Source organism: Bacillus sp. FJAT-27245, assembly GCF_001273955.1.
In the GTDB taxonomy this organism is placed as follows: Bacteria; Bacillota; Bacilli; order Bacillales; family Cytobacillaceae; genus Bacillus_D.
The window spans coordinates 3,662,241-3,677,587 of the sequence record NZ_LIGI01000001.1; the positions used below are offsets into that span (position 1 = coordinate 3,662,241).

Genomic DNA, 15,347 nt, shown 5'->3' on the forward strand with positions numbered 1-15,347 from the left:
TTATTAAATTTATGAACCTTTTGAGTGGTTTTATGAACCGATTTGAACTTTTATGAACCTGGCGAGGCTCCGACTGGGTTCAATTCTAGGTTAACAAGCCAGCCCCGGCGCGCCGGGGTGGCTGGATTGCTTTGAAATTCTGAATTGGGTGGCTTTTTTTCCGACTAAAGCAGTTCAAATACCCCGGCCGCGCCCATGCCGCCGCCGATGCACATTGTGACGACGCCGAATTGTTCATTGCGGCGCTTCAGTTCGTGGATTAGGGACAGCGTGAGTTTGGCGCCAGTGCAGCCAAGCGGATGGCCGAGTGCGATTGCGCCGCCGTTCACGTTGACTTTGTCTTCATCAAGGTTCAGCTCGCGGATGACCTGGATGGCCTGGGAAGCGAATGCTTCGTTCAGCTCGAATAGCGAAATGTCGCTTACTTCGAGGCCGGCGAGCTTAAGCGCCTTCGGGATGGCGACGACCGGTCCGACGCCCATGATTTCCGGCGGCACTCCCCCGACCGCGAACGACCTGAATTTTGCGAGCGGTTTTAAGCCAAGGGCTTCCGCTTTTTCACGTTCCATTACCATTACTGCGGCGGCGCCGTCGCTCGTTTGCGAGGCGTTCCCGGCTGTGACGGTTCCGTTCAGTGCAAATGCCGGGCGCAGTTTTGCGAGTGTTTCGAGATTCGTATCCGGGCGGACGCCTTCATCCTGTGCGAACTGGAATGTTTTCTCCTTCAGCTTGTTGTCACTGCCGACCGAGCGGACGATGACATCCACCGGGACGATTTCTTCGTTGAATTTGCCTTCCTGGATGGCGCGGGCGGCGCGCTCGTGGCTACGGACGGCGAATTCATCCTGATCGCGGCGGGTGACGCCGAACTTTTCGGCGACCTTTTCCGCGGTGTGGCCCATGCTCATATAATATTGGGGGGCCGTTTCGGCGAGCTTTACGTTCGGGCGGGTGACATGGCCCATCATCGGCACCATGCTCATCGATTCAGCTCCGCCGGCGAGAATGGTGTCTGCATAGCCGAGCATGATTCGCTCGGCGGCGTAGGCGATTGACTGCAGGCCGGACGAACAATAGCGGTTGATGGTGATGGCCGGGACTTCGTATGGGAGCCCGGCCAGGCCAGCGATATTGCGCGCCATGTTCAGTCCCTGCTCCGCTTCCGGCATGGCGCAGCCGATTATGACATCGTCTATGTTTCCTTCGTAATTGCCGGCCCGCCTCAAGGTTTCCTTGATGACGAGCGCTCCGAGGTCGTCGGGGCGAACCTGGGCGAGTGAGCCCTTCTTCGCTTTTCCGACCGGGGTGCGGGCTCCGGCAACGATGACCGCTTCTCTCATTGGGTTCCCTCTCTTTCGTTCTAGTGTTCTAGTAAACTAGTTGGTTGTTTGGCAGCGGATATGGGAGTCCGCTAGTATTGAGTTGCTGTTTCTAGCAACCGGGTATAAGCGGTTGCTGGGTGAAGCTTATTTATCAGCAATTGAGTGCGGTTTATCAACATTTACAAAACTTTTATCAGTAAGTGGCCGCTGTTTATCAGTAAGTGACAATCGTTTATCAGCATTCGCCAGCCTTTTATCAGCATTTGAGCCGATTAACGTGACTCCGCTTGTTGGTTAACGAAAAGCCGGTTTATAAAAAGCTCAAATGAATCATAGGGTCCGTCCCCTATTTGATGTTTCACGAATGAATCACTAGATCCGTCCCCTGCTTCACTGCTTCACCCTGATCCCCTTTAGTTACGCAGCGGTTTTCCTTTTAGGAGCATGTGCTGCATGCGTTGCTGTGATTTTGGTTCGGCGAGGAGGCTTAGGAAGGCTTCCCGCTCTAGATCCAGTAAGTATTGTTCGTCGACTTCGGTGCCGAATGGGACTTTTCCGCCGGCTAGTACGTAGGCGAGTTTCTTTGCGATTTTCATGTCGTGCTCGGAAATGTAGCCGGATAGCTGCATCGCCTGGGCGCCGAGGATGAGCGCCGCGTAGCCGGTTTCACCGACGACCGGGATTTTCTTCCGTACCGGCGGTTTGTAGCCCTGATCATGCATGGCGAGGACCGCCTGTTTAGCGTCGTAAATTTGGTGGTCCGCATTGACGGAGATCCCGTCCGATGGCCTCAGGAAATTGAGTTCGCGGGCTTCGTCGCCTGATGTTGAGACTTTTGCCATCGCAATCGTTTCGAATACTTTGGCCGCGACTTTCATGAGGTCGAAATCGACGCCTTTCGGTAGGGCATTCATGTATCTGAGATAAAGCTCCTTGTTTCCGCCTCCGCCCGGGATGAGGCCGACGCCGACTTCGACGAGTCCCATGTACGTTTCCATCGATGCCTGGATGTGCGCGCACGGCAGGCTGACTTCGGTTCCGCCGCCGAGTGTCATTTGGAATGGCGCCGCGGCGACCGGTTTCCTTGAGTATTTAATTTTCATCATCGTGTTCTGGAACTGGCGGACGACCATGTCGAGGTCGAAGAAGTTATCGTCCTGGGCTTCCATAAGGATCATTGCGATGTTCGCGCCGACGCAGAAGTTCTTGCCCTGGTTGCCGATGACGAGCCCTTTGTAATTCCTTTCGACCTCGTCGATCGACCAGTTGATCATATGGAGGATGTCCGGCCCAATTGCGTTGTTCGGCGAATGGAATTCGAGCAGCGCGACGCCGTCCCCGATGTCAATCAGGCTTGCGCCGGAATTCTTTTTAATGACGCCTTTTTCCTCTTTGATTTGCTTCAGGTCAATCACTTTCGGGTTTACTTCAAGGGGTTTGTATTCACCGTTATGATAGTACTCATTATTTTTATAAAAAGAAGTGTGTCCGGCGGCGATCATGTCCTCGACCCATTGCGGGACCTGGCTCCCCTGCTCCTTCATTTTCGAAACTGCACGCTCAACGCCGATTGCGTCCCATGTTTCAAACGGGCCTTTTTCCCAGCCAAAGCCCCATTTCATCGCACGGTCAATCGACGGGATGTCATCGGCAATTTTTCCAAGAAGCTCGGCGGAATAGAGCAGGACCGGACTGAAAATGTTCCAGAGCAGGTTCCCGGCTCTGTCGTCCTTCGCGTATACAAGCGCTTTCAATTTATTCGCTGAGCCTTTTTCCTGCTTGGCAAGTTCTGTTGCCTGTGTCTTTAGCTTTTTACGTGGGCCATACTCGAGTGTATTTGGATCAAGTTCAAGAATGTCCTTTCCTTCTTTTTTAAAAAAGCCCTGTCCGGACTTGCTGCCGAGCCAGCCGTTTTCAAGCATTTTCAGCATGAACGGCGGAACATCGAATACTTCCTTTTCGGCGCCTTCCGCCTGGTCGTAGACATTTTTGGCGACATGGACGAACGTGTCGAGGCCGACAACATCCAGTGTGCGGAATGTTGCGGACTTCGGGCGTCCGATCAGCGGGCCTGTGACGGAATCGACTTCACCAACCGAGTAGCCGCCCTTCAGCATTTCCCTTAAGGTGACGAGCAGGCCGTACGTGCCGATTCGGTTCGCGATGAAGTTCGGCGTGTCTTTCGCGATGACGACGCCTTTGCCGAGCACATCTTCGCTGAACGTTTTCATGTAGTCGAGGACTTCTTGGTCGGTGTGTTGGGTCGGGATGATTTCGAGCAATTTTAAGTATCGCGGCGGATTGAAGAAATGGGTGCCGAGGAAGTGCTTTTGGAAGTCCTCGGAACGGCCTTCCGCCATCGCTTCGACCGAGATGCCGGATGTGTTCGAGCTGACGATGCTGCCCGGCTTCCGGTGCTGGTCGACTTTTTCAAAAACTTGCTTCTTTATAGTGAGGTTTTCGGTGACGACTTCGATGATCCAGTCTACTTCGTTGAGGCGGTTCAAGTCGTCCTCAAGGTTTCCGGCTTCGATGAGATTCAGGTTTTCCTTGACGGTGAGCGGCGCCGGTTTTTGCTTGAGCAGCTTTTGGAGCGATTCGGTCGCGATGCGGTTGCGGACTTGTTTGTCCTCGAGCGTCAGGCCTTTCGCCTTTTCAGCATCGTTTGGCTCGCGCGGGACGATATCGAGCAAGAGTGTCGGGATTCCGATGTTGGCGAGATGGGCGGCAATCCCCGAACCCATCACCCCCGAGCCAAGCACGGCAGCCTTTTTAATCGGTTGAATCACATGTGTCTCCCCCTTCGACAAAATTTGAATGAATGCTCATTCATTTTTTCGGCAAAAAAAATTGCACTGGAAAATAATGAGTTCTGCTACCTCTTATAATAAAATATTTTGAAAATTAGCGCAACAATTAAGTAGTGCAGTTGGGGACGGTTCTAATGGTTCACTTTAGGGGGAAAGCTGGAATAAGGTTTGAAGCGACAAACGGAGCTAGTAATCCGGTATGGAAGAGTCAAAGAAACTTTTTGAATTCTGCCTAATTAGCGTTAATAATGCCTAACAGAGCTCTAATAGTGCCTAATCTGGAAGGATTATTGCCAAACCGTGGATTAATAATGCCAAAACAGGGACTAATTCTGCCAAAACCTTCTGTCTCTAAATCTCGGCTTTAAGATGTCCAAGAAACTAAAACACAGGGTACGTCCCCTGCTTCACTGCTTCATTTTTTTAGAAAACCCACTGTTTTTACGGTGATAAAGATGGTATTATATTCATTATTTAACACTTTTTTTCGACAAGAATCGCTCCTTTTCTATAAAGTTTTTAATCTGATTGTTTTTGGAAGCGGGGATTGTATGAAGATTTTAAAGAGAAAGCCACTTGATAAAGTTCTAATGAAGAATATGGAGCTCTCCCTGCTTGCGTCCGGGGACGGTACGGAGGTTATCCTCCACAAGCTGTATGCAGGCGCGCGCTGGGCGATGGGGCCTGCTGATGATTGGGTGGCGCTTGAACATTTGACCATCCTGTCTGGGCGGCTTTTGATGGTTTCGTCAGCCGGGGAGGTTATTCTTGAGCCCGGTGATTCGGTGAATGCCTGCCCAGTAAAAGAGCACATGATTTTCACGGCTGAAACCGACGTGGAGTTTTTATATGTAACATCACAGCCGCAATTCCATTTTTACAGCAATGCCGTAAAGGACATGATGGATCTCGCCATCCTGGTGGAAGAAAAGGATGGCTACACGTCCGACCATTGCGACCGGATCAAGGAGCTGTCGATGCGGCTCGGAAAAGTGATGGGCCTGGATGCGGATGAGCTTTATATTATGAACTTGGCCGGCTTTCTCCATGATGTTGGCAAAGTGAGAGTTCCGGATGAAATTTTAAAAAAGCCCGGGAAGCTGACGAACGAAGAGTACGACATTATTAAAATGCACACCATCTGGGGAAGGGAAATTTTAACCGAAACGGGCAATCCTGATCTGTTAAAGGCCGGCGAAATTGTGGAGCAGCACCACGAGCGGTATGACGGGAAAGGCTACCCCCATCGGTTGAAGGGCGGCGAAATCAGGATTGAGGCTGCAATAATTTCGGTCGTGGATGCATTTGATGCGATGACGACCGACCGCGTGTACCGGAAAGGAATGACCCGTGAGGAAGCTTTTGAAGAATTGGCCCACAACAAAGGCACTATGTTCCACCCAGATGTCATTGATGCGTTTTTTTCAATTGTTGATGGTTAGTGAACCGTATTGAAAAATTATAAAGCTGATTTGAAAGGAGGTGATACGATGAAAAGGATGCTGTTGGTTTTAATGTTGGCGTTCGCTCTGCAAACATTGTTCGCAGGAACGGCCGGCGCTGCGTATTTGAGCCAGTATGACCAGACGATTTCACTCAAAACCGGGCTTAATCTTCCATCATTGAATACTGCTGAAACATCTTTCGAGCTGCAGGAGACACTACATAAAGAGTTAACGAATGCGACAGGCATAGAAGTAGACCACTACTACTATTGGATCGAAGTAGATGGCCAGCCGGTTCTGGCTGTTGMCCCTGCCAAGCCGATGTTCTAAGAAAGTGAAACAAGGGACGTTTCTAGTGCCTTATACAGATTTATATTTCATTTAAGAAGGCTACTTGTAGTCTTCTTTTTTATTTTAATAGAAAGTCGCTTGTAACATTTTGTAAATACATGTAATAATTGTAGTATTATAATGTTGGGGGAATTTCGGTGAAAAGGTTTGTCTTTTTGTTTATTTTCCTGTCACTGGCGGTGGTGCTGGGTTTTGGGAGCAATTATTACCACAAGAAAATCGAGGCCAAGGGTAAGGAATCATACATAGCTTACAAGGAAAAGCTTCAGCAGGAAGAAGCAGAAAAAAAGAAGGAAACGCTGGCCAAGCTGGACCGCTTGAATCCAAAATCAAATAATAATCAGCCGGTGATTGATTTTCTTCACTATAATACGCTAATGAAGGAACGGGTTGCTATTTCCGTGATAGGAAGCAGTGTTGCTAAGGGCGAGGGCGCCAGCACGGATTCGAAAGCCTGGCCGCGTGTAGTGGAGAGCAGGATTCGGGGTGTGAACGAAGACCTCCGTAAGATTACTGTCAAGAACCATGGAGAAAGTGATTTGACCACCCAAGATATCGTCGATCATGGCATCGTGAGCGCGGTGGTGAAGGATTACCCTGCTCTCGTTCTCATTGAAACTTCCCTTTTGCATAATCATGGGAAGTCTCTTTCAATGGACGGGACCAAGACAAATCTAACTCAGATTGTTTCATCCTTGAAAGAGGCTTTGCCGAATGCCAGGATTGTTCTTTTTTCCGCCTACCCTTCACCCGAGAAAATCAGGGAAGCCAATGCACGGGGCTACCGATACGGGGATTACCTCCGCAATGTCGAGGACCTCATTGAAGAAAACGGCTGGGATTATTTCGACATGAATAAAGGAATTCAGACGTATTTGGCAGAAAAGAACGTCAAGTTCGAGGATACGCTTAAGGAAGATGGCGTCCACCCGAACGACGAGGGCCAGAAGATTTGGGCTGAGGTGTTGTTTGGGTATTTGTCAAAATAATAACACGGTATATAGAGCAAAAATCGCTTGAGGGAACTTTACTCAAGCGATTTTATTTGGAGTGAACTTGGTACGTTCCGTGATTCATTCTATTCTGCATATTACTTCTTCCTCCCTATATACAGCAAATGGGATGAGACACCAAGTATGTAGGGATCGGTCGCTCTTTCAATAATTAGATTAATGATTTTATCGACCTCTTCCTCCCCTCTGCCCTCCCAATATTTCCAGCTGGCGCTAGTAAGGATGGCGCCGGCATTTGAGCCAATTAACTCCACTGTTTCAAACCCGTGTTGTTCCATAAAAGGGACAATTTCTTCAATGTTGTAATAATAGGCTCCTGTAAAGCGGCCATCATCCGCATGGTTAAAGCGGCCAGTTCGTGAAAACTCCAGGATTGAATTGATATTGTCGTTCGGCTTCCAGTTTTCAGGGTTCAATAGAGAGGTTAGAATATGGCGAATTCGTGGCATGAACGCAACGAAAACAAGTCCGCTTTTCTTTGTGACTCGATTTAATTCATTTACCGCTTTGATCCTGTCCTCTTCTTCCTGCAAATGATACAGAGGCCCAAGCATCAACGAGGCATCAAACTGTTCATCCCCCAAGTTGGCCAGTGACCGGGCATCCGCGGTGAAAAAGCCATTGAACTGTTCTTCCAGCCCAAAATGCCTTGCTTTTTCCTCAGCCATCTCAACCAGCCTTGGCGTTAAGTCGGTCAATGTTACCTTGTATCCATCCTTCGCCAGCTCGATTGCATACTTCCCCGGCCCCGCACCGTTATCCAGGATATGACCGGTATTAGGGAGATATTTTTTCATATAGTGCCAATTCACCTGGAACTCAATCGGCTCACGGTCCAGCCGTCCCCACTCATCGAATTGGCTGTAATATTGGATGATTTTGCTCATGACAGGCCTCCTGATACTCGTCATTTTTTCCGTGGACTAATTAAAATTCAAACTGTTAAAACTGTATTTTAATAGTAAAATTATAGAAACAGTTATTAATAGGAGGAAATCCAGTGATTCCACCACATTCTTTATTAAACGTTTGGCGTTTGTTTGATGATTTCCCCATGGAAACACTCACGAAAGCCTGGGTGTACAATCAGCCATCGGGTCCCAGGCAACGGACTGTCCGTGAAATGATTGAGCATAGAAACCAATTTGGAACGAGTGGCAATTGTTTTGACTTAGCGATTTGGCTTTTACATGAATTGAAGGATGCCGGGATTGAAGCGCATGCGATCGGTTCTGATTTCGGTACCCCCGAAGCTCATGTCGGGGTTCTTGCTTATGTGGATGGATACCGTTATCTATGTGACCTTGGGGACCAATGGATCCTCCCTGTTTTAATCGACCATTCTAGTTCGGACTTCGTAAGTGAGCCAGTATCCGGCTTTTTCCCGGCCGCGAACGTGCAAATCAGTTCTTCTGCAACTGATTGTGAAATTACCTATCACCGCCCCAGTGGGAAAATCAGCCGCCAGCTTTATTCTTTAAATAAAATTTCGGATGACGAGCTGTTTGAAGCTGGACACTATTCACAAAATCTGCTCAGCAAACCTTTATGTGAAATGCGGATTCGCACCGGGGATGAGGTTCAGCACTGGGAATTCTATAATTGGAGCAGTTTTCTGAGTACAAATGCAGGCTTATTTCATGATTCTCCATGCACTTCAAATGAAAAATGGAGTGAACGCATTTTTTCCAAAACTGGGATTAGCCCCTCCGTTGTCAGGCAAGCACTTGACTATTATTCAAAACTTTTTTCTTTTTAAAAAGCTGTGGAAAAGGATAGTTTTTTAAAAATATTATTCGTAATAATATGCATTGATCCATCGGTACTGTCTTCCCCTGTTTTTGCACCAACTGACAAAGTCTTTTCCTTGTTCGTTTTTAAACAGGATCCAGTCGTTCAAGTTCTCTATAATAGATAAGGGAGCCATCATTTGTTTTTCTTGTTTGTCGGCATTCTACCATGCCGTTTAACTGCTGGGACTTAGTAATCAGGATAGAATCTTCTTTAATATCGCCTAGATACGCATCTTCAGTTATATGATGGATAGAAAACGAAAGCGAGTCCAAATTGATATCAATTAGTTTTAACAAGGCTGTTTGCTCGGAGCTTCCGCCAAGTTCAAGAGCTTTGTTTAAGTAATCGATACGTTTTTCGGTTGTTAAATACAAAGCATACCACCGATATGGCCTCGGATCATCGGGATTACTATTCATCCATTCCTTAAGTATCGGCTTTAATAAGTTTTCTTCTAAAGGATGAACAAGCAGTTCGTGATTATTCTCTGATACTTCGAATAAACCAAATAGCCAGCGAGCAAAATCCTGTTGTTTTTTAAAGCCCCATCGCTTTGCTTCACCATTAAATGTGGATAATGCTTGAAAAGAATCCTTCCTCAGTCCTTTGTCTTTGAGTACACAGTACTTTTTGAATAACGGATAGTCATCCAATCTATCATTTTTCAAGACATTCATTAAAATATCATCCATTTGCATCTCCCATCCTTTTTGGTATGGCAGATAAAAAAGTTGAGCTTCATTTGTTGCTTTTAAAAGACTTTTTTAAGGTTCCTACCCAAACATCACCAACATTAACTTTATACAAAATGTCATTTCCATAGCTAAATTGGATTGTTTCGTTAACATAAGATTGATTCCTTATCTTATTTAACTCAGCTTCTGTTCTAAAGCCTAATTGTAAATCCTCAACCAATTCTTTTTCGAAATACACTTCGGCATTAATGTGGGCCTCCCAATCAAATAAAGCCAATTTATCCTTCAGGGATTCGAATTTATGAAATGGGAATGTCCTTGTCACTGGATTTTTGTCAAAGGCTTCATCGTAAGTATTTATACAACCTTTGCATGTGACTACGATTTGGGAGCTAATAAAATCGGGATCAAACAACCAAATTTTAAGATAATAATCCTCAAATTCTTTAGCCATTTTTTCATTCCAACTTAAATACACATCGATCATTTCGTTTAACAATAGTCGGTCATACCAATTCGGCGGGTTGGTTCTAACTAATGAATAAAAGGGATGAATCCACAACTTAACATAATACTTCTGATGCTCTCTCAAGTAGTCCAAATCTAAGTCAATTACGTTTTGTCTCCACCTTTGAATTTTCCTCTTGTGACGTTTCCACCCCCGAATCTTCTTCTTTTTAGAGTGATAAAACTCTTTCATTTACGCACATCCCTTAACAGCTGAAGTTAAATTAGGGGCGCCCCTTAGACAGTGTCATTAGTTTCAATTTAAAACATCCTTATAAAAGAAGCGTTATTGAATCAACAGCAGCATGCCTTCGTTGTTCTTTGCAGCGGTTTCGTAGTAGCGGAGGAGGAAGTCGTAGTTGTCGACTAAATACTCCTTGTCGTCTTCGGTCCATTTCTTGTACATCGGGTAGATGCCCTTCTCGCTCAATTTCTCGGCGTCATAGCGGCTTGCGAACTCCTCGGGTGATATGCTTTTTAGGTCGTTGTAAATCGCGGCTACCTCGTCGGGTTCGAAGTAGCGGAGGTCTTCCGCCAGTTCGTTCCCGCCAAGCACAGCGCGGCCAATATGCCCGTCCGCCGGCTCGTCCAGGTCGGCGACGCCGCTCAATAAATAGTAAATGCCATGCCACGATTTATCGATGTCGAGCTCAAGTTCCTCGATTTCTTCCATTTCAAAAATCAGGTCGACCGCCTCGTCAGGATTTGCTTTTAAAACCTGCAGCGCTTTTGGGGTGACTCTAAAAAAACTCGCAATCATGCCCATCACTGATCACTCCTTGTCATTCCTTTTCACTTAGAATAGCACAATGGCGAGGAATGATGCAGGTATCGGTTTTCACTTCTTAGGGACGGGTTGGTCGGTAACATTTTCTCAAAACGCCAGCTTGGTATATATGGTGTAATTCCACTATAAACCCCAGAGGAAATGAGGGCAAATCGCTGCCTGGAATTAAGTGGGGAAACCCTTTAAGCTTGGCTTGCTTGGGCGTGTTTTTAGGTGGTTTGGATGTGTTTTTCAAGTCCATTTGGAGTTCGTTTTTGTGATTAAAAAAAGCGCGGAGGCTAAAGTTTACATCATCCTCTGCGCTTTCATCATATAAGCCTAGGGACGGCTCCTCTTCCTCACTCTTGTCCCCTTCCTTCACAATTCATCATAATTATCCGTTATCGCCACATTGCTTTCCCGGAGCATTTTCATAAGGCCGGCCCGGAAAGGAAGCAGCTTTTTATCATGGGGCAATTCGAATACGCGGTTATCCTTTGTGGTGAATTGGTATGCCTTGATTGTGGTCATGCCTCTTTCGTTTGCGTATATTTCCTTTACTTCTTTCATTTCATCCCAACGGAACGTCTCGATTGCATTGTAGCTCTTCAGTTCATTTGCATGAATCCCATCTTTGTCCAGGTAATAATAGTTCGAGATGCTGAACATGAAAAACGGGATGCTTAGCGGGATAAACAAAAGTGAGAGCCACTTCATTTCCCCAAGGTCGAATTTCTTTTTGGCCATGACAAAGACCAGCAGGACAAGCGCAATCCACATCATTCCGACCCCGAACGTAACGTAGGAGGATGGCGGTGTCTTGAAATACAGAATATCCTTCGAGCTGTACAGCGATTCCTGAATCAGGTAGACAAGAAGAAAGGGCATAAAAAGGCTGCTGATGAATAGCATGATGGAAATGATTAGTATGTATTTCGTACTTTTTTCCTCTAATTCAGCGAAATTTAACACATTTCCGCCTCCCTTTGAATTTTTCCTGAAGATTACTCTTGATTCGTCCTCCTCCCCGTAAAGTTTCATAGTATTCCGAATTATGGTAAAATTATAACATATATTACAAGAATTAGAATTCTTTGTTGTTAAAAAATGGAGGTCAGTTTTTCCCTTTTCAGTTCTTCAACATTGCTCCACTTTCGCTTCCCTAACTCCGGCTTCACCTACTTATGGAGGGATTGTATGTTGAAAAGGTTTTTAGTATTCATTGCATGTCTGGTTGTCGGGATTTTTTTCGTTACCTTAGGTTCGTCGGTGAGCTATGCATGCAAGTGCGATGGCCTTCCTCCTGTTGAGGAAGAGCTTGAAAAATCGACCACCGTTTTTACCGGAAAAGTCATTGGGGTTAATGAGGAAAAAGGGACTGGAATTGATTCTCCGACAATAAAAGTTCTTTTTGAAGTAAGTGACACGTGGAAAGGCATTTCGGAGTCCCAGATCATTCTCCAGTTCAATCAATCTTCATGCAACATTGATTTTAAAAAAGGCAAAGAGTATCTGATTTACGCCAAGGAAAATCCCGATTTTAAAAAGAAAACGGCCATGACAACCGGTGTTTGTGACAGGTCGGCGGAAGTCACCAAAGCTGGTGGGGATTTAACATTCCTCGGCCGGGGTGAAGCTCCGGTAAAGCAGGTGTCCCTGCGGAAGGAGTTGGACCCGCCCGTGCCAGTCCGTACCATTCTGATGTGGATGCCGGTAGTGGGGGTTGCCGGACTCGTTGGATTCTTCGTTTGGAAAGGGGCGAAAAAGTGAAGGCAGTGAAACATATGGTACGTCCCCTGCTTCAAAGTTTTTTGTTAGTTGTGGCTTTGGTGTTACTGGCGGGGCCATCCGTCAGTTTTGCCTGTGATTGTGCGAGGGTTTTGTCTGTTGAGGAAGAACTCGAAAATTCAGATGCGGTTTTTACCGGAAAAGTCCTGAAGACTTGGGAAGGGGCTTCTACCCAAAAAGTGTTATTCGAGGTGGATCAGATTTGGAAGGGTGCTTCGGGGTCCCAGGTTGAAATGAGCTTTCCCCAATTCAATACGTCGTGCGCCATTCATTTTTATAAAAGCGAGAAGTATTTAATGTACGCAAAGGAGCGGAAAATTCATAATGGCTCCCCATTCCTGACGGCAGGAATGTGTGGCCGCACAGCGCTGGTGGCCAACGCGGCGGAAGATTTAAAAGTCTTGGGGAACGGTGAACCGCCCAAGAAGGAAGTCAATCTTGAAAAAAGGAACTTTCCATGTGGCTCCCCGGTATCGGTGCAGCCGCACTGATAGGACTTTTTATTGTGTATCGTACGAGAAAGTGAAGTACCCGGGTCGATCCTGTGCTTCACTGAGGGAGGTATTCTTTTGAAAAAATATCGGTTTGAGCCTCCTACGGATTACTATGATGAGCGGGTTTCTGTTATCGATGAACAAATATGCGCCTTGATTCAGGAGCGGAAAGAGGTTTCGGGGAATAATCCTGGTTTTCCGCCACTCGATCGGATTACCGATTGGGCTGAAAAATATGGGATTGCCCCCGAACTACTCGGAAATCTTTTTGCCTGGTTGCTGCATGAAGAACAATTCCGTTTACCCCCGGAACCATTTGGATACCGTAAGAACATTTCACTTTTAAAAACAGTCGAAATGGACGATCGATACTATACCCTCTCGTTTATCCGCCAATTCGAAAATGCCAGTGTCGTTCAATTTACAATTGACTGGGATGAACCGGAACGACAAATTGGCGACCCGTTCGATACTCATAATTTCGAAATGTTTCTGAAAGAACCTTATAGGTGCCGGCTGACAAGAGGCGGCGGGTCCAATGGCCATTATCATTACAAATACATCGTGACCCCGCCGCTGCCTGACAATCTCCAAGGAACGGAACTCGTTTTTAAAGAATATCGGAATCATCCTAAAAAAGAACCAACTGGGCTCGAAGTCGTCTTTCGGATAGATTGATTTTTTACGAGAATCGGTTTGGAGGGATTGTTCATGCAGTCATATGAAAATGTAAAAGTCATTTTTTTCGATGCCGGCGGGATTCTTTTTGATACATTCATAAAGGGCGATGACCGGATTAGAAGGCTTCTGGAAGCAAGGGGCTACCGCCGTGCGGACATTGACCTAGCTATTGAAAGGGCAAAAGAGATCCCGATGCCTTTCGTGACCACGTGGCTTGAGGAAGAGAGCTATTTCAAGCACTATTACGGAACAATAGCTCGGGAGCTTGGGGCAAGCGAGTTAATGGAGGAACTATTTTTCTGCGCACATTATGCCAATCACTGTGAGTTGTTCCCTGAGGCAGATGAAGTACTGGAGGATTTGTATAGTCGATACCGGCTCGCTGTCATCTCAAACGCGACGCCAAGTATGGATTGGGTATTTGACAGATTGGGAATCCGGAAGTATTTCCACACGATTATACTCTCGGCACATGTGAAAACCGAAAAGCCGGATGAAGCCATTTATAAACTTGCACTCGAACGCCTTCAGGCTGAAAGCAGGGATTGCATTTTCATTGATGACAAACTTGAAAATGTCGAAAGCGCATCGCGGGTTGGGATGAGGGCGTTTCATTTGGATAGGGAAAAACAGGATTTGAAGGATTTACTAGAAGAGATAGGGATTTTGAGAGCGTCTATTCCTATTAGAGGGTAGCACTAGTTAAATAAACTGCTTACGCAATAAAATTATAGGGAGTGAGCCGAATGAAATATTCCCAAGCAGGTTTTGGATTGCGGTTTTTTGCGGATATTATAGATTTTTTACTTGTCGGTTTGCCAGTTACTTTCTTGATTACTTTTTTAGCAGGCGGATTTGGGAATTATTACCCTGAAACAAGCTGGGCGTTTCATTTGGTTTATATGGTCTATTTAACGCTTTTGCCACTTGTGTGGAATGGTTATGTTGTAGGGAAGCGCATGCTGAAAATAAGAATTATGCGAGTGGATGACCAGCCGCTCACTTTAATGAATATGATTCTACGCGAAGTTGTTGGCAAGGTGCTGCTATCCTCTGTTACATTCGGAATTTCAAGTCTCGTGAGTTTGTTTATGGTATTAATTCGCGAGGACAAAAGAGCGGTCCACGATTTCATTGGCGGGACATATGTCGGGKATGAATATTAGGCTCTTCCTTTAAAAGTGAAACAGAGGGTCGTACCATGAGGGTTCAAAAGAGAGGGGTGAAATGAATTGAGTAGTGCGGGGAAATTAATCTTATTATTGCTCCTGGTGTTGGCGGTAATTAATATTTTTGGATACTTTATAAGGAAATTATTAGGCGTGGAGAGAAGGCATTGGTTTTCCTATAATCATATAAACAAGCAGCATAGAATCGCGGATTGGACAGTTCGTATTATGTTTGTGGTTCTTTACATCATTTTTGCGTTTTACACACTTAGCAATGACATCATGGAAATTCCCTGGTATTTCGAGTCGTGGTTCATTATACTAAGTTTTATTTTCGTGTCCGAAACCGTTCGCACAGTTATGGAATGGAAGTATGATGAAAACAGAAAAGCCTATGTTGCGACAATAATTGAAATGCTATTTATGGGTTTTCTAGTAGTCGGCATGATTGCCGGTGATATTTTCAGCATTCTTTCTATTTAAAATTTATTCCCCAATCGCAACTAAAAGCG

The 15,347-nt window shown here is 46.0% G+C and carries 17 protein-coding genes; 10 read left to right on the plus strand and 7 right to left on the minus strand.

What is annotated here, in order from left to right; all coding sequences use genetic code 11:
• Positions 1 to 164: 164 nt before the first annotated feature.
• Complete coding sequence (locus tag ADU24_RS18030; protein WP_053367929.1) at positions 165 to 1,340, minus strand: acetyl-CoA C-acetyltransferase; 1,176 nt, start codon at positions 1,338 to 1,340, stop codon at positions 165 to 167.
• A 395-nt stretch (positions 1,341 to 1,735) separates the two neighbouring features.
• Positions 1,736 to 4,111: a 3-hydroxyacyl-CoA dehydrogenase/enoyl-CoA hydratase family protein gene (locus ADU24_RS18035; protein ID WP_053367930.1), complete on the minus strand. Its 2,376-nt coding sequence runs from the start codon at positions 4,109 to 4,111 to the stop codon at positions 1,736 to 1,738.
• Positions 4,112 to 4,683: 572 nt separating this feature from the next.
• On the opposite strand from ADU24_RS18035, the gene ADU24_RS18040 reads away from it, so the two are divergent.
• The 3 genes from ADU24_RS18040 (at position 4,684) to ADU24_RS18050 (ending at position 6,917) form a co-directional block, all read left to right on the plus strand.
• A complete protein-coding gene (locus ADU24_RS18040) occupies positions 4,684 to 5,574 on the plus strand; it encodes an HD-GYP domain-containing protein (RefSeq protein ID WP_053367931.1) in 891 nt (296 codons plus the stop codon).
• A 48-nt stretch (positions 5,575 to 5,622) separates the two neighbouring features.
• Complete coding sequence (locus ADU24_RS18045) at positions 5,623 to 5,907, plus strand: hypothetical protein (RefSeq protein WP_053367932.1); 285 nt, start codon at positions 5,623 to 5,625, stop codon at positions 5,905 to 5,907.
• Positions 5,908 to 6,065: 158 nt separating this feature from the next.
• Positions 6,066 to 6,917 (plus strand): SGNH/GDSL hydrolase family protein, encoded by an 852-nt coding sequence (locus tag ADU24_RS18050; protein WP_053367933.1) that lies wholly within the window; start codon positions 6,066 to 6,068, stop codon positions 6,915 to 6,917.
• Positions 6,918 to 7,018: 101 nt separating this feature from the next.
• Here the strand turns inward: ADU24_RS18050 and ADU24_RS18055 are convergent, their stop codons facing one another.
• The gene (locus tag ADU24_RS18055; RefSeq protein ID WP_053367934.1) at positions 7,019 to 7,828 is read right to left on the minus strand and encodes a class I SAM-dependent methyltransferase; all 810 of its coding nucleotides are present in this window, start codon (positions 7,826 to 7,828) and stop codon (positions 7,019 to 7,021) included.
• Between the two features lie 113 nt (positions 7,829 to 7,941).
• Between ADU24_RS18055 and ADU24_RS18060 the strand changes: the two genes are divergently transcribed.
• Positions 7,942 to 8,700, plus strand: a complete 759-nt coding sequence (locus ADU24_RS18060; RefSeq protein WP_231689637.1) for a hypothetical protein — start codon at positions 7,942 to 7,944, stop codon at positions 8,698 to 8,700.
• A gap of 118 nt (positions 8,701 to 8,818) precedes the next feature.
• Here the strand turns inward: ADU24_RS18060 and ADU24_RS18065 are convergent, their stop codons facing one another.
• The 4 genes from ADU24_RS18065 to ADU24_RS18085 form a co-directional block, all read right to left on the minus strand.
• Positions 8,819 to 9,427 (minus strand): hypothetical protein, encoded by a 609-nt coding sequence (locus ADU24_RS18065; RefSeq protein WP_231689638.1) that lies wholly within the window; start codon positions 9,425 to 9,427, stop codon positions 8,819 to 8,821.
• A 46-nt stretch (positions 9,428 to 9,473) separates the two neighbouring features.
• Positions 9,474 to 10,130, minus strand: a complete 657-nt coding sequence (locus ADU24_RS18070) for a hypothetical protein (RefSeq protein WP_053367935.1) — start codon at positions 10,128 to 10,130, stop codon at positions 9,474 to 9,476.
• A gap of 93 nt (positions 10,131 to 10,223) precedes the next feature.
• Positions 10,224 to 10,703: a YfbM family protein gene (locus tag ADU24_RS18075; RefSeq protein WP_053367936.1), complete on the minus strand. Its 480-nt coding sequence runs from the start codon at positions 10,701 to 10,703 to the stop codon at positions 10,224 to 10,226.
• A 378-nt stretch (positions 10,704 to 11,081) separates the two neighbouring features.
• Complete coding sequence (locus ADU24_RS18085; protein ID WP_156324625.1) at positions 11,082 to 11,675, minus strand: hypothetical protein; 594 nt, start codon at positions 11,673 to 11,675, stop codon at positions 11,082 to 11,084.
• 225 nt (positions 11,676 to 11,900) lie between these two features.
• Between ADU24_RS18085 and ADU24_RS18090 the strand changes: the two genes are divergently transcribed.
• The 6 genes from ADU24_RS18090 to ADU24_RS18115 all read left to right on the plus strand — a co-directional run bounded on the left by ADU24_RS18090 (position 11,901) and on the right by ADU24_RS18115 (position 15,318).
• On the plus strand, positions 11,901 to 12,473 hold the full coding sequence (locus ADU24_RS18090) for a hypothetical protein (RefSeq protein ID WP_053367939.1): 573 nt from the start codon (positions 11,901 to 11,903) through the stop codon (positions 12,471 to 12,473).
• Positions 12,470 to 12,982, plus strand: a complete 513-nt coding sequence (locus tag ADU24_RS18095; protein WP_156324626.1) for a hypothetical protein — start codon at positions 12,470 to 12,472, stop codon at positions 12,980 to 12,982. The genes ADU24_RS18090 and ADU24_RS18095 overlap by 4 nt, the downstream gene beginning before the upstream one ends.
• Positions 12,983 to 13,060: 78 nt before the next feature.
• Positions 13,061 to 13,663, plus strand: coding sequence for a hypothetical protein (locus tag ADU24_RS18100; protein WP_053367941.1), 603 nt, complete (start codon positions 13,061 to 13,063; stop codon positions 13,661 to 13,663).
• 33 nt (positions 13,664 to 13,696) lie between these two features.
• Positions 13,697 to 14,362 carry an HAD family hydrolase gene (locus tag ADU24_RS18105; RefSeq protein ID WP_053367942.1) on the plus strand — a complete coding sequence of 222 codons (666 nt, stop codon included), beginning with the start codon at positions 13,697 to 13,699 and terminating at the stop codon, positions 14,360 to 14,362.
• A 50-nt stretch (positions 14,363 to 14,412) separates the two neighbouring features.
• On the plus strand, positions 14,413 to 14,832 hold the full coding sequence (locus ADU24_RS18110; protein ID WP_053367943.1) for an RDD family protein: 420 nt from the start codon (positions 14,413 to 14,415) through the stop codon (positions 14,830 to 14,832).
• A 105-nt stretch (positions 14,833 to 14,937) separates the two neighbouring features.
• Positions 14,938 to 15,318 (plus strand): DUF4181 domain-containing protein, encoded by a 381-nt coding sequence (locus ADU24_RS18115; protein WP_269432250.1) that lies wholly within the window; start codon positions 14,938 to 14,940, stop codon positions 15,316 to 15,318.
• The last annotated feature ends 29 nt before the right edge of the window (positions 15,319 to 15,347 follow it).

Coding starts and splice junctions, on each gene's coding strand:
- ADU24_RS18030 (WP_053367929.1), bottom strand. CDS start 1,340: ATGAGAGAAGCGGTCATCGTTGCCGGAGCCCGCACCCCGGTCGGAAAA.
- ADU24_RS18040 (WP_053367931.1), top strand. CDS start 4,684: ATGAAGATTTTAAAGAGAAAGCCACTTGATAAAGTTCTAATGAAGAAT.
- ADU24_RS18055 (WP_053367934.1), bottom strand. CDS start 7,828: ATGAGCAAAATCATCCAATATTACAGCCAATTCGATGAGTGGGGACGG.
- ADU24_RS18065 (WP_231689638.1), bottom strand. CDS start 9,427: ATGGATGATATTTTAATGAATGTCTTGAAAAATGATAGATTGGATGAC.
- ADU24_RS18070 (WP_053367935.1), bottom strand. CDS start 10,130: ATGAAAGAGTTTTATCACTCTAAAAAGAAGAAGATTCGGGGGTGGAAA.
- ADU24_RS18075 (WP_053367936.1), bottom strand. CDS start 10,703: ATGGGCATGATTGCGAGTTTTTTTAGAGTCACCCCAAAAGCGCTGCAG.
- ADU24_RS18090 (WP_053367939.1), top strand. CDS start 11,901: ATGTTGAAAAGGTTTTTAGTATTCATTGCATGTCTGGTTGTCGGGATT.
- ADU24_RS18105 (WP_053367942.1), top strand. CDS start 13,697: ATGCAGTCATATGAAAATGTAAAAGTCATTTTTTTCGATGCCGGCGGG.